This window comes from Rhodovarius crocodyli, assembly GCF_004005855.1.
In the GTDB taxonomy this organism is placed as follows: domain Bacteria; phylum Pseudomonadota; class Alphaproteobacteria; order Acetobacterales; family Acetobacteraceae; genus Rhodovarius; species Rhodovarius crocodyli.
On sequence record NZ_SACL01000002.1, the window covers coordinates 182,119 to 203,267 of the forward strand.

Below are 21,149 nucleotides of genomic sequence, written 5' to 3' on the forward strand. Positions count from 1 at the left end.
CATGGCCGCCATTCATGCCGAGGGCCTGCGAGTCGAATTTCCCCTCTATCACCACAGCGCGCGCTCGCTGAAGAAAAGCCTGGTCGCGCGCAGCCAGGGCCGGGTGATGGTGCAGGCACTCCGGGGCCTGGGCTTCGAGATCGGGGGCGGTGAGCGGGTGGCGCTGGTGGGGCCCAACGGGTCCGGCAAATCCACCCTGCTGCGCACGCTGGCGGGCATCTACCAGCCCTGCGCCGGGCGGTTGAGGGTGGAGGGCGGGATCGGTTCCATGATCGACCCCATGGCCGGCATGGACCAGTTCCTGACCGGGCGCGAGAACATCATGCTGCGGGGCCTCTACAAGGGCCTGTCGGACCGTGAGAGCCGCGCGGTGGTGGATCGGGTGGTGGCGTTCTCCGGGCTGGGGGAGGCGATAGACCTGCCGGTGCGCGGCTATTCCGCCGGCATGAACATCCGCCTGGCCTTCGCCATGGCCACCGAGATGGCCCCCGACATCCTGCTGATGGATGAGTGGTTCCTGGCCGGCGACGAGGACTTCATGCGCCGCGCCGAAACCCGCCTGGCCGAGCTGGTGCGCGGGGCCGAGATCATGGTGCTGGCGACCCATGACATGGCCGTGGTGCGGCAGTGGTGCAACCGGGTGATCCGGCTGGAGCAGGGCGTTATCACCGCCGACACGCGCATGCCGCTTCTGGTCGCGGCGGAGTAGCCCGCGCCGATTTTGAGCAGGGGCGATCGGCTGGTATCATCGGCGACAATGATAAGCCGAGGAATCCAAGCGATGAAGCGTCGTCACCTGCTCTCCGTGGCCACGGCCGCGCTGCCCGGCGCGGCGCTGGCGCAATCCGGCGCCCAATCTGGCGCCTGGCCGCAGCGGCCCATCAACATGATCGTGGCCTTCCCCGCCGGCGGCGGCACCGACGTGGCGGCACGCACCGTGGCGCGCTTTCTCGAACGTGAGCTCGGCCAGCCCATCGTGGTCAACAACCGCGGCGGGGCGGCGGGCGACATCGGCTGGACCGAAATGGCGCGCTCCCAGCCCGACGGCTACACCATCGGCTTCATCAACACGCCCAATGTGCTGACCAACCCGATCGAGCGGCGCACCAGCTACAGCCTGGACAATTTCGCGCCCATCGCGAACATCGTCGACGACCCCAGCTCCTTCTTCGTGAAGGGTGACAGCCCGCTGCGCAACGTGGCGGACCTCGTGGCCTATGCCCGCGCCAATCCCGACAGCGCCACCTACGGCACCACCGGCATCGGCTCCGACGACCATCTGGCGGCCCTCGCGCTGGAGCGCGTGGCGGGCATCAAGCTGACCCATGTGCCCTTCACCGGCGCAGCACCCGTGCGCACCGCGGTGCTCGGCGGCCAGATCATGATCGGCAGCATGAACATGGGCGAGGGCATCGCCGACATGCGCAACGGCCAGCTGCGGCCCCTGGGCCAGATGAGCGAGACGCGCTGGTCCGAGGCGGCCGAGGTGCCGACCTTCCGCGAGCAGGGCTTCGATCTGGTGCAGAGCTCCATGCGCGGCCTGGCCGCGCCGGCGGGCGTGCCGGCCGAGGTGCGCACCCGCCTGGCGCAGGCGACGGAGGCCACCATCCGGAACCCCGAGTTCCGCCGCCTGGCGGCGCAGCAGGCGCTGCCGCTGCGCTTCCTCGGCCCCGACGAGTACGCGACCGTGCTGCGCGAGGAGCGCGGCCGGCTGGAGGCGCTGTGGCGCGCGCATCCCTGGAAAGAGTGAGCCCGCCTTCCACAGCCCCTGACGCCTTTGAGGAGATTGCCTCTTGATACCCAGCTCATGCCGCGCGGCCGTCGTGCGCCAGTTCAAGGCACCGATCGAGATCGAGGAGGTGCCCGTCCCGCGTGAGATCGAGCCCGGCGCGCTGCTGGTGCGCATCGAGACATCGACCGTCTGCGGCACGGATGTGCATCTCTGGCAGGGGTCGCTGACGCGCAAGGTCGATCTGCCGGTGATCATCGGCCATGAGATGGTGGGCCGCGTGGTGGCGCTGGGCTCCGGCGCGGACCGGGATTCGCTGGGCCGGCCGGTGAAGGTGGGCAGCCGCGTGGTCTGGACGCGGACCCATTGCGGGTCCTGCTATTTCTGCACCTCCGCCCGCCAGCCGATCCTGTGCGAGAACGCCCGGGCCTACATGTACGAGAACATCGAGAAGCCGCCCTATCTGCTCGGCGGCTTCGCCGAATACGGCTATGTGCTGCCGCAATCCGGCCGGGTGCTGGTGCCCGACGACGTGTCGAACGAACTGGCGAGCCTGGCGAGCTGCGCCTTCCGGTCGGTGATGAACGCGTTCGATGAGCTGGGCGAGATTTCGACCACGGACACGGTGGTGGTGCAGGGCACGGGGCCGCTCGGCCTGCTGGCCATCGCCCGCGCGCGGGTGGCGGGGGCGCGGAAGGTGATCGCCATCGGCGCGCCCGATGCGCGGCTTGCCATCGCCGAGGAATTCGGCGCGGATGAGTGCCTCTCGATGGAGCGCACCAGTGCTGCCGAGCGCAAGGCGGTGGTGCAGGCCGCGACCAACGGCCGGGGCGCCGATATCGTGCTGGAATTCGCGGGCCATCCCAGCGCCTTCCCGGAGGGCATCGACCTGACCCGCCGCGGCGGCCGCTACACCACCGTGGGCCTGCTCGGCACGGGTGAGGTGCAGTTCCGCCCCTCCCTGATCACCAACAAGAACCTGAAGGTGATCGGCGCCATCGGCGGCGAGGAGAAGTCCTATTGGAAGGCGCTGGATTTCCTCAGCGCCCACCAGAAGCGCATCCCGTTCCATCGCATCCTGTCCGGCAGCTACAAGCTGGACGACGTGAACACGGTGCTGCAGCGGATGAAGGACCAGCTGGAGGTGAAGCCGGTCATCCACATGGCCTGACCGGTTGCCCCCCCCCGCCGCTTGCCCCGGCGGCGGGGCAGGTGCCACATTCCCCGCCATGCGCGCACCGATCCTCGCCTTCGCCACGCTGCTGGCCGCCACACCCGCCATGGCCCAGCAGCGCGAGACGCTGACCATCGGCATCACGCAGTATCCCTCGACCCTGCACCCGAACATCGAGAACATGGCCGCGAAGTCCTATGTGCTGGGCTTCGCGCGGCGGCCGCTGACGGCCTATGCCCCCGACTGGTCGCTCGTCTGCCTGCAATGCGAGACGCTGCCGACCATCGAGAACGGGTTGGCCGTGCGCGAGACCACGCCCGATGGCCGCCCCGGCCTTCGCCTGACCTATCGGCTGCGCGAGGGGCTGCGTTGGGGCGACGGCACGCCCATGACGGCGGAGGATCTGTTGTTCGCCTGGCAGGCCGGGCGGGACGAAAGCACGGGTTTCGGTGCGGCGGAGTTCTATCGTTCCGCCTATGAGATGCGGGTGATCGACCCGCGCACCATCGAGATGCGGTTGGACAAGGTGACCTTCGATTTCGCCTCGATGGGCGATTTCCAGCCGCTGCCCGCGCATCTGGAACGCGCCGTGTGGCAGGCGGACCCGCGCAACTACCGCACCCGCACCCTGTACGACACCGCCCCCACCAACCCCGGCCTGTGGTCCGGGCCCTATCGCGTCTCGGCGGTGCAGCCGGGCTCGGGCATCACGCTGGTGCGCAACGATGCGTGGTCGGGCCAGGCGCCGGCCTTCCGCGAGATCCGGGTGCGGACGGTCGAGAACACGACGGCGCTGGAGGCCCAGCTGCTGTCGGGCCAGCTGGACATGATCGCCGGCGAGCTCGGCCTGCCGGTGGAGCAGGCCGCGGCGCTGGAACGCCGGGCGCGCGGGCGGTTCCGCGTGGAGTACCGCCCAGGGCTGATCTACGAGCATGTGGACACCAACCTCGACAACCCGATCCTGGCGGACCGGCGCGTGCGGCAGGCGCTGATGTATTCGCTCGACCGCGCGCGCATCGTCGCCCAGCTGTTCGACGGGCGGCAGACGGTGGCCAACAGCAACGTGAACCCGCTGGACCAGATGGCCGACCCGGCGGTGCGCCAATATCCCTATGACCTTGCCCGCGCGACCGCCTTGCTTGAGGAAGCGGGCTGGCGGCCCGGCCCCGACGGCATCCGCCGCAACGAGGCCGGGCAGCGCCTGACGCTGGATCTGATGACCACGGCGGGCAACCGCTCGCGCGAACAGGTGCAGCAGGTGATGGCCGCGATGTGGCGGCAGGCGGGCATCGAGGCGCGCATCCGCAACGAACCCCCGCGCGTGTTCTTCGCCGAGACCCTGTCGCGCCGCCGCCACCAGGGGCTGGCCATGTATGCCTGGATCTCGGCCCCCGAATCCGTGCCGCGCAGCAGCCTGCATTCGGATGAGATCCCGACCGCCGCGCGCAATTTCTCGGGCCAGAACTACCCGGGCTTCCGCAACGCGGAGATGGACCGGCTGCTGGAGCAGCTGCCCATCACCCTGTCGCCCGAGGCCCGTCGCCCCCTGTGGTCGCGGCTGCAGGCGATCTATGCCGAGGAACTGCCCAGCCTGCCGCTGTATTTCCGCCAGGACGCGCATGTGTGGCCGCAATGGCTGGACGGCGTACGCCCGACCGGCCACCTGAACCCGTCCAGCCTGTGGGCCGAGGAGTGGCGCGCGCGGTGAGCATCCCCGCGCGCCTCGTTCAGATACTGGTCACGCTGCTGGCGCTGTCCTGCGTGTTCTACCTGTTGCTGGGGCTGATGCCCGGTGACCCGATCGACCTGGCCCTCACGCTCGACCCGCGGCTGACACCCGCCGATGTGGAGCGCCTGCGGGCGCTGCACGGGTTGGATCGCCCGCTCTGGGCGCGTTACCTCGCCTGGGCGGGGGCCGTGCTGCGGGGTGATTTCGGCTATTCGCGGCTGTTCGCGCAGCCGGTTTTCGCGCTGGTGGGGCCGGCCCTGTGGTCCAGCCTGCAATTGCTGGGTGCGGCACTCGGCCTTGCGGTGCTGGTGGGGGTGGGGCTGGGCATGCTGGCGGCACTTCGTCCGCGCCTGTCGCCGCTGGTGCAGGGGCTGGCGGCCATCGCCCAGGCGATGCCGGGCTTCTGGCTGGGCATCCTGCTGATCATCCTGTTCGCGGTCACGCTGGGCATGCTGCCGGCCGGTGGCGTGGCCGAGGCCGGCGAGCCCGGCTGGCGCTTCCTGGTGCTGCCGGTTGCCACCCTCGGCTTCGGGCACATGGCCGCCTATGCCCGCCACGCGCTGTCGGCGATGCGCGGCGCGATGACCGACCCGTGGATCCGCAGCGCGCGCGCCCGCGGTGCGTCCGAGGGACGGATCGCGCTGGCGCACGCCCTGCCCAACGCGGCGGTGCCGCTGATTACGCTGCTGGGCCTCGATGCCGGGGCGCTGGTCTCGGGGGCGGTGATCACCGAGACGCTGTTCGCGCGGCCCGGCATGGGCAAGCTGATCTTCGATGCGGTGATGGGCAATGACTACAACCTCGCCCTCGTCGCGCTGCTGCTGGTCGCGGGTGTGACCATGCTGGGCAACCTCGCCGCCGACCTCGCGCAGCGGGCGCTGGACCCGCGCCTGGCATGAGGCTGTGGGCAGGGTTATCGCTGCTGTGCATCGTGCTGCTCTCGGCGTTGTCGGCCGATCTGGTGGGGGCGTGGCTGGGGCTCGATGCCGCGACACCCGACCTGTTCGCGCGCTATGCCGAACCATCCGCCGCACACCCGCTCGGCACCGATGATTTGGGGCGTGATGTGGCGATGCGGCTGCTGCACGGGGCGCGGGTGTCGCTGGCCGTGGGGCTGGCGGCGGCGGCCATCGGCGCGGTGCTGGGCACGGCGGCCGGGGTGCTGGCCGCCTGGCGCGGCGGCTGGGCCGACGCGGTGCTGATGCGCCTGGCCGACGCGCTGCTGGCGCTGCCGGCCTTGCCGCTGCTGATCATCCTCTCGGCGCTGGACCCCGCGCCGATCGGCCTGCCGCGCGGAGAGGCCGCGGCCGATATTCTGCGCGTGGCGGTCATCCTCGCGATCTTCGGCTGGGTGGGCGTGGCGCGGCTGGCGCGCGCGGCGGCGATGTCGGTGCTGGCGATGGATTTCATCCGCGCCGCCCGCGCGCTCGGCGTGCCGGAGGGCCGGCTGCTGCGCCGGCACGTGCTGCCCGCCTTGATGGGGCCGGTCGGGGTGGCCACCGCGCTGTCCGTCGGCGGGGCGATCCTGGCCGAAAGCGCGCTGTCCTTCCTCGGCCTCGGCATCGCGCCCCCGGCCTCCAGCTGGGGCAACATGCTGGCCGGCGCGCAGGAGGCGGTGTTCCAGGCCCCGCTGGTCGCGCTGTGGCCGGGCCTCGCCATCCTGCTGACGGTGCTGGGCTGCAATCTGGTGGCGGACGGGCTGCGGCGGTAGCTTCGCCGCATGGACCCGCGCCCGACCCTTTCCGCCCCCGACGACGACCCCTGGCTGTGGCTGGAGGAGATCGAAGCCCCCCGCGCCACCGCCTGGGCCGATGAGCAATCCGCGCGCACCATGGCGGCCTTCGCCGATGCGCGCTTCGCCGCCGACCGCGACGCGGTGCGCACCGCGCTCGACCGGCCGGACAAGCTGCCGCATGTCACCCGGCGCGGGGATTGGCTGTATAATTTCTGGACCGATGCCGCGAACCCCAAGGGGATCTGGCGGCGCACCACCTTGGCCTCCTACCGCTCCGCCGTGCCCGAATGGCAGCTTTTGCTGGACGTGGACGCGCTGGCCCGCGAGGAAGCCGAGGATTGGGTCTGGACCGGGGCCGGCACGCTGCCCGGCAGCCATGATCGCGCGCTGCTGCGCCTGTCGCGCGGCGGCGGGGACGCGGTGGTGCTGCGGGAGTTCGATCTGGTCGCGCTGCGCATGGTCGAGGGCGGCTTCGTGCTGCCCGAGGCCAAGGGCGGTGCCGACTGGCTGGACCGGGACACGCTGGTCGTGTCCTCGGCCTATGGTGAGGGCATGGCGACCCGCGCCGGCTACGCGCGCACCGTGCGCCTGTGGCAGCGCGGCACCGACCCCGCAGCCGCCCGGGTGATCTTCGAGGTTCCCGACGACCACATGGGTGCCTGGGGCAGCTATGAGGCGGAGGAGGACCGGCTGGTCTTCGTGGATCAGCAGGGCTTTTACGACACGGCCGTGCATCTGGGCGGGCGCGACGGCCCGGCGCAGCGCATCGACCTGCCGACCGATATGGGCTTTCGCTGGCAGCGCGGCTGGGTGGCGCTGCGCCCGCGCAGCCCCTGGACCCATGCCGGGGTGACGCACCCGGCCGACACGCTGCTGGTGGCCAGCCTGGAATCCGTCCTCGCGGGTGCGCCGGATTGCCGGGTGATCTTCACCCCCGGCGAGCGCACCGCGCTGCAGGGCTTTTTCTGGTGCGACGGCCGGCTGGTGGTGTCGGTGCTGGACGAGCTGCGCCCGCGCTTCACCATCTTCACCCCCGGCGGGGATTGGCAGGGCAGGGAGCTGTCGGGTCTCTCGGAGAATGGGGTCGCCAGCCTCTGGCCGCTCGACACCGAGGACGACGAATCCGACGGCAGCCTGCTGGTGCAGACCGAGGACCCGATCACCCCGCCCAGCCTGCTGCTGACCAATGTGGGGCTGGCCACGCCCGAACTGCTGCGCCGGTCCTCGGCCGTCTATGACGCGGCGGGGCTGGTGGTGACGCGGCACGAGGCGGTTTCGGAAGACGGGGAGCGCATCCCCTATGTCGTGACCGGCCCGGCGGCGGAAACCGGACAGGCGCCGGTGCATCTGTCGGGCTATGGCGGTTTCCGGATTTCGCGGCTGCCGCACTACCAGGGCATGATGGGCAAGCTGTGGCTGGAGAAGGGCGGCACCACCGTCATCGCCAATATCCGCGGCGGCGGGGAGTTCGGCACACGCTGGCATGAGGCCGGGCGGCGGGAGCGCAAGGCGCTGTCCCACGCCGACTTCGCCGCCGTGGCGGCCGATCTGGTGCGGCGCGGTGTCACGACCCCCGGGCGGATCGCGGCCGAGGGCGGGTCCAATGGCGGGCTGCTGATCGCCAACATGCTCACGCGCTACCCGGAGCGCTTCGGCGCCTTGTTCTGCACCATCCCGCTGATCGACATGCGCCGCTACACTAGGCTGCTGGCCGGGGCGAGCTGGATCGCGGAATACGGCGACCCGGATGTGGCGGAGGATTGGGCCTTTCTGCAGCACATCTCGGCCTATCAGGTGGCGGCGCCGGGCCGTTCCTATCCGCCCATCCTGCTCGCGACCGCGCGCAAGGATGACCGGGTGCACCCCGGCCACGCCCGCAAGATGGCGGCCAAGCTGCAGGCCATGGGCTACCCGGCCTGGTTCTATGAGCCGCCCGCCGGTGGCCATGGCTATGGCAAGGACAATGCGGAGGTCGCGAGCTTCGCCGCGTTGGGGGCGGCCTTCCTGCGGCGCTCGATCGGGTGGGAGAAGGCCTGACGCCTACTCCCAGCGGCCGTTGCGCCAGGTCAGGCGCAGCTCACCGGGGGCAGGGGCACCGGCCACCGGCTCACAGACCGGCGGCACCCGCCAGCGCGCGGCATACATGGTGTTCACCGGGCGCGGATTTTCGCTGATCAGCGCCAGCAGCTCCAGGATGGCCTCGCGCGTCTCATGGTCGTCGGGCGAGGTGCAGACCCAGCTCGGCACCAGCGTGACGCGGGTGGCCGCCGCGATGGCGGGGCGCAGGCGGTCCGCATCGATGCGCCAGTCGGGGCGCTGGGCGGCCCAGGCCGAGAACGCCGCGCGCTGCGGCGCCGCGTCGATGAACTGCAGCACGGCCAGCGCCGCCAGCGCGATGGTGCCGGTGCGGCCGGCGCGGGACAGCACGGCGGCCACCCCCAGCAGGATCGCGGCACCCACGGGCCAGAAGAAGCGGCCCGAGGCGCGGAACTGCTCCAGCGCGGCGGGCGGCGTGCCCAAATCCAGCAGCACCGCATGGCCCAGCCCCACCCGCATCGAGACGGCCAGCAGCGTCAGCCCCAGGCACACCGCGACCAGCCCGGCATGGGAGCGCAGCCCGCGCAGGGCGGTTCGCCCATGCCCCAGCACAACCAGAAAGAGAGCCAGAATCAGGCCCGTACCGAGCCAGTTATACCCTTCCCAACCGCCATGACCGGTCGCGTCTATTTCGGTGCCGACAAGACCCCCAAGGAAAAACGACCGGAACGGCCATATCGGTGAAAGCAGGTTCAGGGCGAAGGCACCGTACCAGCGCTGCCCGTCGCCCACCGCGCCGAGATAGCCGAAGGCCGCCATCACCCCGACGACGCCGGCCAGCGCCGCGGCCATGCCCAGCGCCGCGCCGATGAAGTTCCGCCCCCGCAGCAGCAGCGTGGCGGGCACGGCGGCCAGCAGCGCCAGCGTCATCACCGCCAGATAGGGATGGATCAGCAGCGTGGCGGCCTGCAGCAGCACGGCGCCCGCCCACAGGCCCCGCTTGCGCGGCCGCGCCTCATCCACCAGCCGCAGATACAGGCCGAGGCCGAGCCACAGCACCGTGTGCCCGCACAGCGCGGCATGGCCGAAGCGCATGATGAAGGCAGGCATGGAAACGGCGGCCACGGCCATGCACAGCAAGGGTAGGGGCCGCCTTTCGCCGGTGCCGGCGAAAGCCCAGGCGGCGGCTGGCGGCAATGTGGCCCAGGCGATGGCGTACCACAGCCCGATGCCGTGAAAGCCTGGCGGCAGCCATTCCCGCACCGCCTTCAGCGGCAGGGCCAGCAGGGGGATGCCGTCCGCGAAGGCCAGGTTCAGCCCGCCCATCAGCCCGATGTCCAGCGGCGGCCAGCCCCAGTCGGAGGCGATGAAGAACCGCTGCGCCACCGCGTGCTGGGCCGCATCGCCCACGGGGCGCCATGGCAGCCCCGCACCGGGGAACAGAAATGTGGCAGGCAGCAACAATGCCGCCATGAGCAGGCCAAAAAGCCCGGCGATCGTCAGGGGTATGAGAACGGAGCGCTTCACCCCGAACTGGTCGCACCCCCAGGGTCTCACGGCAAGGGCCGGGGGCATCTCGGCAAGAGTCAGCCCGGCTGGCCCATTTATATGCCGAAAAATGTTGCCTGCCACAATTTTGCCCCAACTCCACCACGCGGGCGCCCGTTACTTCCCCCAAATGGATCATGCCAGGTCGCCCCTCACCCTGGCGTTTCAAGGAACCGGATTGGTAGCCATGCCTGGCCTCGATACCTTTTCTGCCTCCATTTCCCCCGAGACGCTGGCGCGTCAGACCCCCGCGGTCGCGCTGCCCGCCGTTCCCGGCCATTCCCCCTTTGGCGCCGCGGTGAAGCGCGCGATGGATGTTATCGGCGCCGGCGCCCTGCTGGTGCTGCTGGCCCCGGTCTTCCTGGTGCTGACCTTCCTGGTCCGCCGTGACGGCGGCCCGGCCTTCTATGGCCACCAGCGCGTCGGCCAGGACGGCCGCATGTTCGGCTGCCTGAAGTTCCGCTCCATGGTGATCGACAGCGACGCGCGCCTGAAGGCGCTGCTGGCCAGCGACCCCGTGGCCCGCATCGAGTGGGAAGCCAGCCGCAAGCTGCGCAACGACCCGCGCGTGACCGCCGTCGGCCGCTTCCTGCGCAAGACCTCGCTGGATGAGCTGCCGCAGCTGCTCAACGTGCTGCGCGGTGAGATGAGCCTGGTCGGCCCCCGCCCCGTCACCGCGACGGAGCTGGCCACCTATTATGGCCCGGCCACCTCGCTCTATGCCTCCGTCCGCCCCGGCATCACCGGCCTGTGGCAGGTCAGCGGCCGCTCCGACTGCAGCTACGCCCAGCGCGTGGCGCTCGATGTGGACTATGCGGCCAACCAGTCGGTCTGGTCGGACGTCAAGATCCTGCTGCGCACCCCCGCCGTGGTGCTGGCCCGGAAGGGCGCGGTCTGAAGATCCCGCAAGGGCGCGGTCCAGGGACCCGCCTTTCCCTCGGGGGTTTCACCCCCGGGGGCTAAGACTTCCCCCGAAAAAGCTGTAGGAAGCCGTCATGACGACGGATGCCGCCACACGCGCCGGGGCCGGAAGGCTCTTTTCCGGCGTGGTGTGGAACGCGCTGGGCAGGGGGCTTCCCCTTCTCATCGCCCTTCTGCTGACGCCCGTGCTGCTCCGCCTGATGGGCGTGGAGCGATGGGGCCTCTTTACCCTGGCGCTGGCGATGGTGGGGGTGATGGGCGTGCTGGACCTGGGCGTGGGCCCGGCCCTGACGCGCACCCTCTCCGCGCGCATGCACGACCACACGGCCGAGCAGCAGGCCTCCCTCGTGCGGGCCGGCATCGCGGCGCTGGGCGGGGTCTCGGTGCTGGTCACGGCCGGGCTGTGGTTCGCGGTGCCCGGCATCGTCACCCATGCGCTGAACGTGCCCGAGGCGATGCGCCCGGAGGCCGCGGCCGCGATCCGCGTGCTGGCGCTCGCCATTCCGCTGGTGGTGGTGAATGCGGCGCTGTGGGGCGTGATGGCGGCCTATCAGCGTTTCGCGGCGGCCAACCTCGTCACGGTGCCGGTCAACCTGATGTATTATCTGGGTCCGGTGCTGGCGCTGCTGGCCTGGGATGACCTGTCGGGCGTGATGTGGACGCTGGTGGCCTGCCGCGCCGTCAACACCGTGACCTATACCTGGCTGGTCAGGCGGGACCTGCCGACCCTGTGGCATGGCCTGCCGGAGCTTCGGCTGGCCGCGCCGCTGCTGAAGCTCGGCGGCTGGATCACCTTCGCCTCCGTCACGGGCCAGGCGCTGCTCTACGCGGATCGCTTCCTGATCGGTGCCTTGGTGACGCTGACGGCGGTTGCCTATTACGCCACGCCGCTCGACCTGGTGATGCGGCTATGGATCCTGCCGGTCGCCGTCTCTCAGGCGCTGCTGCCGGCCATGGCCAGCGCCTATGCCAGCCTGCCGATCGCGACGGCCGCGCTGCTGCGCCGGGGCGGGATCCTGATCCTGCTGCTGGTGTTTCCGGCCGCCGCCATCCTGGCTGGGGCCGGGCATGAGATCCTGTGGCTGTGGCTGGGCCGGGAGATGGCCGATGGCGGCGGGCAGGTGCTGGCGGTGCTGGCGGTGGGCGGGCTGTTCTCCTGCTTCGCCTATGCCCCCAACGCGCTGCTGGAGGCGATGGGCCGCCCCGATGTGACCGCCCGTTTCGTGCTGGTGCAGGTGGTGGTGTTCATGCCGCTGTCAGCGGGCGCGCTGATGCTGGCCGGCATCCAGGGCGCCGCCCTGGCCTGGGCGTTGCGCGTGGTGGTGGATGCGCTGGGAAAGATGTTCTTCGTCAGCTGGCTGTATCCCAAGGCCGGCACGGCCATCCGCTCCCTGGTGCCGCCGCTGCTGGTGGCGGGCGCCACGCTGGGGCTGCTGACCTCGGCGGATAGCTGGACGGCCAAGGCCATCATCCTGGCGGTGGGTGGCGTGGCGCTGCTGGCGCTGTGCTGGCGCGCGCTGGAACCCGAGGAAAGGCTGGCCCTGCGCAACCCGCGCGGCTGGCGGGGATTGATGCGGGCATGAACCAAACCCTGTTCGTCAACGGCCGCTACACCACCCAGGCGATGACCGGCGTGCAGCGCTTCGCCGCCGAGGTGGCGGCGCATCTGCCCGGCGCGCAGGTGTTGACCCCCAGCGGCCGCCTGCGCGGCCAGGCCTGGGAGCAGCTGTCGCTGCCCGGCGCCGCGCGCGGCGGGCTGCTGCTGAACCTGGGCAACACCGCGCCGCTGATCCGCCGCGGGCGCCAGGCGGTGGTGATCCATGACGCGGGCGTGTTCGACACGCCCGAGAGCTATTCGGCGGCCTTTCGCCTCTGGTACCGCACGCTGCACTGGGGGCTGGCGCGAAACGGGTCGCGGCTGATCACGGTCAGCAACTTCTCCCGCACGCGGCTGGCGCTGGCCCTCGGCGTGCCGGAAAGCCGCTTCGGCGTCGTGCCCGAGGGCGGCGAGCATATCCTGCGCCAGCAGGCCGATACCGCCGTGCTGGCGAAACACGGGCTGGAGCCGGGCCGCTATGCGCTGGCCGTCGGCACCCGCGCCGCGCACAAGAACCTCGCCGCGCTGGAAGGCGCCGCCGCCCTGCTGGAGCAGCACGGCATGGCACTGGCGCTCGCCGGTGCGCGCGATGCCAGCGTGTTCCGCGCCCAGGGTGCCGAGGCCGCCCGCCCGCTGGGTCGCGTGAGCGATGCCGAACTGCGCGCACTGTATGAGAACGCGCTCTGCCTGCTGTTCCCCAGCCGCTATGAGGGCTTCGGCATTCCCCCGCTGGAGGCGATGTGGTGCGGCTGCCCGGTGCTGGCGAGTGCCGCCGGCGCCGTGCCCGAGGTCTGCGGCGATGCCGCGCTGTGGTTCCAGGCCGATGCGCCCGAGACCATACGCGCCCAGCTGGAGCGCCTGATCACCGAGCCCGGCCTGCGCGAAACCATGGCATCCACCGGCCGGTGTCGGGCACAAGCCTATTCCTGGCCCGAGGCCGCGCGGCAGGTGCTGGCCCTGGCGGAGGAAGCGTGATGACCATGATGATCTTCCCGGCCGCAGCACGGCCGGCGGCGCCCACATGCCCTTCCCGCCCGGCGCCTGAGGGCACGACATGACCAGAATAGCCATCGTCCATGAATGGCTCGACAGCTACGCCGGCTCCGAACGCGTGCTGGAGCAGATGCTGATCGCCTTCCCCGAGGCCGATCTGTTCGCGCTGTGCGACTTCCTGCCCGAGAATGAGCGCGGCTTCCTCAACGGCCGGGTGCCGCGCACCAGCTTCATCCAGCGCATGCCCTTCGCGCGGAAGCGCTTCCGCAACTACCTGCAGCTGATGCCCATCGCGGTCGAGCAGTTCGATCTGTCGGGCTATGACGTGGTGCTGTCCTCCTCGCATGCGGTGGCCAAGGGCGCTATCACCGGGCCGGGGCAGCGGCATATCAGCTACGTCCATTCCCCCATGCGCTATGCCTGGGATTTGCAGCACCAGTACCTGCGCGAGGCCGGGCTGACGCGGGGGCTGAAGTCGCTCTACACGCGCTGGCTGCTGCACAAGCTGCGCATGTGGGACCAGGCGAGCGCTGCCCGCCCGGACGTGCTGCTGGGCAATTCCACCTATATCGCGGAGCGTATCCGCAAGGCCTGGGGCCGCGAGGCGGGCGTGCTGCATCCGCCGGTCGACCTCGACGGCTTCCCGATGCAGCGGGACAAGGCGGGGCATTTCCTCGTGGCTTCCCGCCAGGTGCCCTACAAGCGCGTGGAGCTGGTGGTCGAGGCCTTCGCCGGCATGCCGGACCTGGTGCTGAAAGTGGCGGGCGACGGCCCCTCCGGCCCGCGCGTGCGGGCGGCGGCCGCCGGCGCGCAGAACGTGCATGTGCTGGGCCGGGTGTCGCGCGGGGAGCTGATCGGCCTGACCCAATCCGCCCGCGCCTTCGTCTTCGCCGCCGAGGAGGATTTCGGCATCGCGATGGTCGAGGCCCAGGCGGCGGGCACGCCGCTCATCGCCTATGGCAAGGGCGGCGCCGTGGACATCGTGCAGCCGGGCGAGACGGGGCTGCTGTTCCGCGAACAATCCGTGCCCGCCATCCAGGCTGCGGTGCGGGAGTTCCTGGCCGGCCCCGGCATCGCGCCCGAGGCCTGCCGCGCCAATGCCGAGCGCTTCTCGGAGCAGGGATTCCGTGAGGCATTGCAGGCCATGGTGGGGTCATGACGCGCTTTTCCCTCGTCGTCGCCACCATGGGGCGCGACGCCGATATCGCCGTGCTGCTCGACAGCGTGCTGGCCCAGGCCTGGCCGGACGTGGAGATCATCATCGTCGACCAGAACAAGGACAACCGGGTGGCCCCGGTGGTCGCTGCCTATGAGAAGCGGTTGCCGATCATCCACATCCGCACCCCGCGCCCGCATGCCAATGCCGCCCGCAACCTGGGGCTGGGCCGGGCAGGGGGCGATGTGGTCGCCTTCCCGGACGATGACTGCATCCTGCCGCCCGGCACCCTGTCCAAGGTGGCGCGCACCATGGAGCATGAGGGCGCCGATGTGCTGACCGGGCCTTCCGCCTCACCCGCCGGGGGGCTCGGCTCCGGCCGCTGGCAGCCGGAAAGCGCGCCCATCACGCTGCGCAACGTCTGGACCAGCGTCATCGAATTCAATCTGTGGCTGAAGCGCGGCGTGGCCGTGGCGCTCGGCGGCTTCGACGAGAAGCTCGGCCCCGGCAGCGTCTATGGCAGCGCCGAGGGCAATGACCTGGTCGCGCGTGCCATCGCCGCCGGCCATCGCTGCTGGTACGAGCGCCCGCTGGAGGTCATCCACCCCGACAAGCGCCTGACCGACGTGGCCACCGCGCGCGCCTATACCTATGGCGCCGGTCTGGGCGTGGTGCTGGCCCGGCATCGGCCGCCCTTCATGACGTGGTTCGCCTTCTTCTGGCGGCCGCTGGTGGGGGTTGCGGTGTCTCTGCTGCGCGGGCGCAGGCACCATGCGGGCTATTACTGGCAGACCTTCCGGGGGCGTCTGGCGGGTTTCCGCGCGCAGCCCGGTCTGGACGGCGCGGCATGAACATCACCATCGGCATCGCCACCCGCGGCCGCCCGGCCATCCTGGCCGAGGTGCTGGCCGAGCTGGACCGCCAGACCCGCCCGCCCGAGGCGATCGTGATCTGCCCCGTGGGCCCCGAGGATGTGGCCGGCATCGCGGAACGCTTCCCCGGCGTGCGCATCATCTCGGGCCCCGTGGGGCTGACGCGCCAGCGCAACGCCATCATGGACGCCTCGCCCGACGCGGACGTGATCCTGTTCCTCGATGATGACTTCCTCTGTGCCCCCGAATGGCTGGCGGTGCTGGAGGAGGTGATGCAGCGTGAACCCGATTGCGTGGTCGCCACCGGCACGGTCATCGCCGATGGCGCCAAGGGCCCGGGCATCACGGTGGAGGAAGGCCGCGCCTTCCTGGCCGCCGACACCGCACCCGCCGACCCGCTGGCCACCATCCCGCATTTCAACGGCTATGGCTGCAACATGGCCGTCCGCATGGCGCCCGTGCGCGCCCATGGCCTGCGCTTCGACGAGGCGCTGCCGGCCTATGGCTGGTATGAGGACCTGGATTTCACCCGCCGCCTGCTGCCCTACGGCACGATCCGCCGCCTGGCGGGCGCGCGCGGCGTGCATATGGGCGCCAAGGTGGGCCGCACCCCGGGCAGGAAGCTGGGCTACAGCCAGGTGGTGAATTCCATCTACCTGGCGCGCAAGGGCAGCTACCCGTGGTCCCACGCGCTGCGCAGCGCGGGACGGCATCTGCTGATCAACGGGTTGAAGTCGCTGCGGCCGGAACCGGAAGTGGATCGCTGGGGGCGCTTCCAGGGCAATCTGCGCGGGCTGTGGCATGTGCTGACCGGGCAGGCGCATCCGGGCAGGATCAGTGAGCTATAATAGTAATCGTTCTTTTTTGTAAAAAAGAACCAAAAAACTTTTAGCTTTTTGGTGTCGCGCCGAAGGGTTGTCTTCCGGCGCGCCAAACTCGAAAAGTCTTTTTGCTTCTTTTTCTTCAGAAAAAGAAGAATCCTTTAACCCAAAATCCTTTCCACGACTTCCTGCACCTCCAGCGCTTCCCGCAGCGTCGCCAGGTTCTGCGCCTCGCCCTTGGTCAGTGCCGCCAGCTTGTTCAGCTGGCCCTGCAGCACCATCGGGCGCATCTTCTCGTTCGGCAGCGCGTCGGGGGCGGGGGCGAAGCCGTCGGGGCCCAGCCTTTCCGCGATGGACCAGTTGCGCAGGCGGATGGTGCCGCCCTCGCATTCCAGCCGCCATTCGTTGAACTCATCCTCGGCGATCTGGCCGACGTCGCCGGTGATGCTGACGGGCACGCCGCCGGCCGACAGCGTCGCGCTGATCGCCAGCTCGCTGCCGTCACCGGGGGGGAAGGTGGCCTCGTGCTCCCGCAGGTCCAGCGCGCCCAGCTGGCGGCGCGTCAGGAACAGGAAGTGGGACAGCACCTCACGCGTGAAGCCGCCCTCGGCGCGCTTGGCCAGCCAGCCGGCCGCGCCGTGCTGCCAGCCGCGCGGCCACTTCCCGAAACGCACGGCGATGCTGAGGGATTTCGGCGCGCCCAGCTCCTGCCGCCAGGCGGTCAGCTGCGCCACCGCCGGGGAGGACGCCATGGGAAAGTTCACCCCGGCGCGTTCGGCCGCATGCGCCGTGACGAAGGCGCGGGCGGCCGCGACATCGGCGGCCAGCGGCTTTTCCAGGAATACCGAGCGCCCCGCCGCGAAGGCGGCGCCGGCATGTTCCAGATGCGATGACGGCGGAGAGGCGACATACAGCGCATCGCAGGCCTGGATCACGGCCTGGGCGCTGGCCATCAGCGGCAGGTTGGGCGCGATGCCGGCCAGCTTCTCGGCCGCGCCCGGTGCCGGGTCCCAGACCGCGACGGGGCGGATCACCGCCTGGTCGTGGTTCAGCGCCGCGCGCAGCAGCCGCTCACCCATGATGCCGAGGCCGATGATGCCCAGTGCCACCGCCATGCCGAATCTCCCGGAGAAATGCGCGCGGAGGCTACAGCCTGCCCGCCCCGGCGCCAATGCGGGCGGGGAGAAGGCATATCGGGGCATCCTGACTGATTGTTAGACAATCTGGCCTCGGTTAGATTTCACTGAAATGAATGAGCCGGAGATTTCCATGACCATCGCCCCCTCCCGTCGCCATGTTCTGGCGGGGCTTACCGGCAGCCTCGCCCTGCCGGGCCTGGCCCGCGCGCAGGAGAATTGGCCGAACCGCCCGATCAAGGTCGTGGTGCCCTTCGCGGCCGGCGGCGCCACCGATGTCAGCGCGCGCATTATCGCCCAGAAGCTGACCGAGATCCTGGGCCAGCCGGTGGTGGTGGAGAACCGCCCCGGCGCCGGCGGCACGGCGGGCATGGACTATGTCGTGAAGTCCGCGCCGGACGGCTACACCTTCGTCATGGGCTCCGTCTCCAACACGGCGCTCGCCATGGGGCTGTACTCGCGCCTGCCCTATGACCCGGTGCGGGATCTCGCCTGCGTGACGCCCTGCGTGTTGGCGCCGCTGGCGCTGGTGGTGCGCAAGGAACTGCCGGTGAACACGCTGCAGGAGTTCATCGCGCTGCTGAAGGCGAGCCCCAACCGCTACAGCTACGGCACGGCGGGCAACGGCAGCTCGGGCCATATCTCCTGGGTGGGCTTCCTGCAGATGACGGGCACCCAGGCCACCCATGTGCCCTATCGCGGCAGCGGGCCGGTGTTCAACGATCTGCTGGGCGGCGTGATCGACGCCACCATCGACGTACCGGGCCTGATCAAGCCCCATACCGACACGGGCGCGCTGAAGGCGCTGGTGATGGCGACGCGTGAGCGTTCCTCGGTGCTGCCCGACGTGCCCACCATCGTCGAGGCCGGGCTGCCCGACTACAAGGCCTATTCCTGGTTCGGCCTGTTCGGCCCCGCGGGCACCCCGGAACCCATCCGCGCCAAGCTGGCGGAGGCCACCCAGGCCGCCATGGCGGACCCCGTGATCACCCGCCGCCTGGACAATGAGATGGGCCTGCCGCCCATGCGCGGCTACAACCCCGCCCGCTTCGAGGAATTCCTGCGCAGCGAGATCGCCTATTGGACGCCGCTGGTGCGTGCCAGCGGCGCCCGGGCGGACTGAGCGGGGTTCTTGGACCGGGGCCATTGCTTCCCCATCTCTGACGCTCTGCGGCAAGGGCGACGCGCATGGCGACGGGATGGGCCCCGGACGGGGCGGTGCAGGACCAGATCGACGACACGGTGACGGATGGCGTGCTGCGGGCCCGCGCCGCGATACCGGCCGGGGAGGGCAGCACCCACTGCGTCGAATGCGGTGAGCCCATTCCCGAGGCCCGGCGCCGGGCCATCGGCGGCGTGCGGACCTGCGTGGACTGCCAGGCAGTGCGGGACAGCCGGCCGGCCAGCTTCGGCATCAACCGCCGGGGCAGCAAGGACAGCCAGCTGAAGTAGCGGTCAGCCCGCCACCTTCTCCGCGATGGCCATGGCGGCCGCGGGGTTCAGCACCTTGTGGCCGCTGATGACATACAGGAACACGTCGCGCGGCTTGCCGGCCTCGGGTTTGCCGACATAGTCCAGCCCCTCCGGCGCGCGGCCGGCCGCCCAGTCCTTCGCGCGCCCTGCCCAGGCGTCCAGCGCCTGCTCCGGATAGCCCTTCTCCTCACCCTCCTGCGTGCCCATGATGCGGGCATAGACGAAGGGGGCCGTCTGGTCCGCGATCTGCGGGTATTGGCTGTCGGCCGCCATCACGATGGCCACGCCATGCTCGCGCGCCAGATCGATGAAGGCCGGGCAGCGGAAGCTGTCATGCCGCACCTCCACCGCATGGCGCAGCGGCAACCCTTCGGCCTGCTGCGGCAGCAGGGCCAGGAAGGCGCCGAAATCGGCGGCGTCGAAGGCCTTGGTGGGGGCGAACTGCCAGTTGATGGGGCCTAGCTTCTGTTTCAGCTCGGTCACCCCGCTCTCGATGAAGCGGCGGATGGAATCGCCGGCCTCCGCCAGCACGCGGCGGTTGGTCGCGAAGCGCGGGGCCTTCAGCGAGAAGACGAAATCATCCGGCGTCTGGTCGTGCCAGGCGCGGAAGCTCTCGGGTTTCTGGCTGCCGTAGAAGGTGCCGTTGATCTCGATCGTGGCCAGTTGGCGGCCGGCGTATTCCAGCTCCCGCTTCTGCGGGTGCCTGGGCGGGTAGAACACCCCGCGCCAGGGTTCATAGGTCCATCCGCCGATGCCGGTGCGGATGGTGGGCGAGGCTGCGTTCATGGCGCCATCATGCCATGAAGCGCGGCCCCGCGCAGGCGTTACTTGTTGCGCAGCTTGGCATCCAGGCTGATCGGCCCGCCGCCCACCAGGCTCAGATACAGGAAGACGAAGCTGTAGAGGGCCGCCAGCTCACCGCCGTTCAGGATCGGGTAGAAGCCCCTGGGCGCATGGGCCATGAAATAGGCCACCGCCGTGAAGCCCGAGGCCAGGAAGGCCGCCGGCCGGGTGAACAGCCCCGCCGCGATCAGGATGCCGCAGACCAGTTCGATCACGCCCGAGAACCACGTGAGCGAGCCGAACTCGATGGGGCGGGGATAGGCGGCGGGGAAGCCCAGCATCTTCTGCGTGCCGTGCTGCAGCAGAAGCAGGCCCGACATGAGGCGAAGCAGGCTCAGCGCCAGGGGGCCGCCAGAGGCGAAAATACGGTTCATGAGGTTGAAGCGCTCCGGGTGATGTCGCGAACCGCCTTTAGCGGCGATTCTTAACGCCATGTTACCCGGTTACAGTTTCGATGTTATTTCAGTTGTGTATATTACGACTGCGTCTCAATCGCGGCGCACAATGGCGGCAGCAGCTCCCTCAGCCGATGCAGCAGGGGCGATTCCTGGCTGTGCATCAGCGTGATGTCGCGGCGCACCTCAGGCAGGAAGGGGCGTGCCACCACGCCTTCCGGCAGGCGCATCCGCACCAGCCCGTCGAGGATGGCATAGCCCAGCCCCTCCTGCACCATCGCCACCGCCGTGACGGCGCTGCCTACCTCCACCGACAACTGCCTGTCGACCCCCTCCTGCGCGAAGGCGGCCTCCACGCTTTGGCCGAAATCCTGCCACCCGGCGAAGCCGATCTCGGGCTCACCGGCCAGCAGGCTGGGGCGCAGCACGGCCTCGCCGGCCAGCCGATGCCCCGCCGGCAGCAGCACCACGCAGGTCGTGCTGGCCACACGCTCCGTCGTCAGCCCCGGCAAGGACAGCGGGGTGAGGGAGAGCGCGACATCCAGCCGCCGCGCCAGCAGCGCCTCGGCCAGTTCGCGCACCGGCAGCAGATGCACGGTCAACCGGGCGGAGCGGCGCTCGGCGCGCAGCATCGCCACCGCGCGCGGCACCACCGTGACCGCCAGGGATGAGGAGGCGCCGAGCCTCAGCAGCCCGCCGCGATGGCTGCCCAGGTCACGCGCGAAGGATTTGAAGCCCTGCAGCTCGGCATGCAGCCGCTCGGCTTCCGGCAGCAGGGTCTCGGCCTCGGCGGTCGGCACCAGGCGGCCGGCCAGGCGTTGGAACAGGGAAAAGCCCAGCCGGTCCTCGCAATGGCGCACGGCCTTGGAGAGGGCGGGCTGGGACACGCCGAGATACTCCGCGGCCGCGCGCAGCGTGCGGCACTGCATCACGGCGCGGAAGATCTCGATGTCGCGGGCGGTCATCATGCCCGCGACCTATAGCCCCCGT

Annotated in this window: 20 protein-coding genes; 15 read left to right on the plus strand and 5 right to left on the minus strand. The window is 70.3% G+C overall.

The window, feature by feature from the left end; all coding sequences use genetic code 11:
• The first annotated feature begins 1 nt into the window (after position 1).
• The 7 genes from EOD42_RS06850 to EOD42_RS06880 all read left to right on the plus strand — a co-directional run bounded on the left by EOD42_RS06850 (position 2) and on the right by EOD42_RS06880 (position 8,404).
• Positions 2-709: an ABC transporter ATP-binding protein gene (locus EOD42_RS06850; protein WP_127786767.1), complete on the plus strand. Its 708-nt coding sequence runs from the start codon at positions 2-4 to the stop codon at positions 707-709.
• A 72-nt stretch (positions 710-781) separates the two neighbouring features.
• A complete protein-coding gene (locus EOD42_RS06855; protein WP_206020279.1) occupies positions 782-1,750 on the plus strand; it encodes a tripartite tricarboxylate transporter substrate binding protein in 969 nt (322 codons plus the stop codon).
• A gap of 43 nt (positions 1,751-1,793) precedes the next feature.
• Positions 1,794-2,900, plus strand: coding sequence for a zinc-binding dehydrogenase (locus tag EOD42_RS06860; RefSeq protein WP_127786769.1), 1,107 nt, complete (start codon positions 1,794-1,796; stop codon positions 2,898-2,900).
• A gap of 58 nt (positions 2,901-2,958) precedes the next feature.
• Positions 2,959-4,611 (plus strand): peptide ABC transporter substrate-binding protein, encoded by a 1,653-nt coding sequence (locus tag EOD42_RS06865; protein WP_127786770.1) that lies wholly within the window; start codon positions 2,959-2,961, stop codon positions 4,609-4,611.
• Positions 4,608-5,531, plus strand: coding sequence for an ABC transporter permease (locus tag EOD42_RS06870; protein WP_338069631.1), 924 nt, complete (start codon positions 4,608-4,610; stop codon positions 5,529-5,531). Before EOD42_RS06865 ends, EOD42_RS06870 begins: the two co-directional genes overlap by 4 nt.
• Positions 5,528-6,343, plus strand: coding sequence for an ABC transporter permease (locus EOD42_RS06875; RefSeq protein ID WP_127786772.1), 816 nt, complete (start codon positions 5,528-5,530; stop codon positions 6,341-6,343). The genes EOD42_RS06870 and EOD42_RS06875 overlap by 4 nt, the downstream gene beginning before the upstream one ends.
• 9 nt (positions 6,344-6,352) lie before the next feature.
• A complete protein-coding gene (locus EOD42_RS06880; RefSeq protein WP_127786773.1) occupies positions 6,353-8,404 on the plus strand; it encodes a prolyl oligopeptidase family serine peptidase in 2,052 nt (683 codons plus the stop codon).
• A gap of 3 nt (positions 8,405-8,407) precedes the next feature.
• Here the strand turns inward: EOD42_RS06880 and EOD42_RS06885 are convergent, their stop codons facing one another.
• Positions 8,408-9,979, minus strand: a complete 1,572-nt coding sequence (locus tag EOD42_RS06885) for a DUF6311 domain-containing protein (RefSeq protein ID WP_276318132.1) — start codon at positions 9,977-9,979, stop codon at positions 8,408-8,410.
• Between the two features lie 160 nt (positions 9,980-10,139).
• Here EOD42_RS06885 and EOD42_RS06890 point away from each other — a divergent pair, with 160 nt between their 5' ends.
• The 6 genes from EOD42_RS06890 (at position 10,140) to EOD42_RS06915 (ending at position 16,339) form a co-directional block, all read left to right on the plus strand.
• A complete protein-coding gene (locus EOD42_RS06890) occupies positions 10,140-10,850 on the plus strand; it encodes a sugar transferase (RefSeq protein WP_206020280.1) in 711 nt (236 codons plus the stop codon).
• 97 nt (positions 10,851-10,947) lie between these two features.
• Positions 10,948-12,456 (plus strand): flippase, encoded by a 1,509-nt coding sequence (locus EOD42_RS06895; RefSeq protein ID WP_127786776.1) that lies wholly within the window; start codon positions 10,948-10,950, stop codon positions 12,454-12,456.
• On the plus strand, positions 12,453-13,445 hold the full coding sequence (locus EOD42_RS06900; protein WP_127786777.1) for a glycosyltransferase family 4 protein: 993 nt from the start codon (positions 12,453-12,455) through the stop codon (positions 13,443-13,445). Before EOD42_RS06895 ends, EOD42_RS06900 begins: the two co-directional genes overlap by 4 nt.
• A gap of 79 nt (positions 13,446-13,524) precedes the next feature.
• On the plus strand, positions 13,525-14,622 hold the full coding sequence (locus EOD42_RS06905; RefSeq protein WP_127786778.1) for a glycosyltransferase: 1,098 nt from the start codon (positions 13,525-13,527) through the stop codon (positions 14,620-14,622).
• Positions 14,619-15,470 carry a glycosyltransferase family 2 protein gene (locus tag EOD42_RS06910; RefSeq protein ID WP_127786779.1) on the plus strand — a complete coding sequence of 284 codons (852 nt, stop codon included), beginning with the start codon at positions 14,619-14,621 and terminating at the stop codon, positions 15,468-15,470. The genes EOD42_RS06905 and EOD42_RS06910 overlap by 4 nt, the downstream gene beginning before the upstream one ends.
• Positions 15,467-16,339, plus strand: a complete 873-nt coding sequence (locus EOD42_RS06915) for a glycosyltransferase family 2 protein (RefSeq protein ID WP_127786780.1) — start codon at positions 15,467-15,469, stop codon at positions 16,337-16,339. The genes EOD42_RS06910 and EOD42_RS06915 overlap by 4 nt, the downstream gene beginning before the upstream one ends.
• Before the next feature lie 134 nt (positions 16,340-16,473).
• Here EOD42_RS06915 and EOD42_RS06920 read toward each other — a convergent pair whose 3' ends face one another.
• A complete protein-coding gene (locus EOD42_RS06920) occupies positions 16,474-17,427 on the minus strand; it encodes a Gfo/Idh/MocA family protein (protein ID WP_127786781.1) in 954 nt (317 codons plus the stop codon).
• 154 nt (positions 17,428-17,581) lie between these two features.
• Between EOD42_RS06920 and EOD42_RS06925 the strand changes: the two genes are divergently transcribed.
• Positions 17,582-18,571: a Bug family tripartite tricarboxylate transporter substrate binding protein gene (locus EOD42_RS06925; protein ID WP_127786782.1), complete on the plus strand. Its 990-nt coding sequence runs from the start codon at positions 17,582-17,584 to the stop codon at positions 18,569-18,571.
• Positions 18,572-18,636: 65 nt separating this feature from the next.
• A complete protein-coding gene (locus EOD42_RS06930; RefSeq protein WP_127786783.1) occupies positions 18,637-18,900 on the plus strand; it encodes a DksA/TraR family C4-type zinc finger protein in 264 nt (87 codons plus the stop codon).
• A 3-nt stretch (positions 18,901-18,903) separates the two neighbouring features.
• Here EOD42_RS06930 and EOD42_RS06935 read toward each other — a convergent pair whose 3' ends face one another.
• The 3 genes from EOD42_RS06935 to EOD42_RS06945 form a co-directional block, all read right to left on the minus strand.
• Complete coding sequence (locus EOD42_RS06935; RefSeq protein ID WP_127786784.1) at positions 18,904-19,707, minus strand: DUF72 domain-containing protein; 804 nt, start codon at positions 19,705-19,707, stop codon at positions 18,904-18,906.
• Between the two features lie 38 nt (positions 19,708-19,745).
• Positions 19,746-20,138: a DoxX family protein gene (locus tag EOD42_RS06940; RefSeq protein WP_127786785.1), complete on the minus strand. Its 393-nt coding sequence runs from the start codon at positions 20,136-20,138 to the stop codon at positions 19,746-19,748.
• 101 nt (positions 20,139-20,239) lie between these two features.
• The gene (locus EOD42_RS06945; protein WP_127786786.1) at positions 20,240-21,127 is read right to left on the minus strand and encodes a LysR family transcriptional regulator; all 888 of its coding nucleotides are present in this window, start codon (positions 21,125-21,127) and stop codon (positions 20,240-20,242) included.
• Positions 21,128-21,149: the final 22 nt, after the last annotated feature.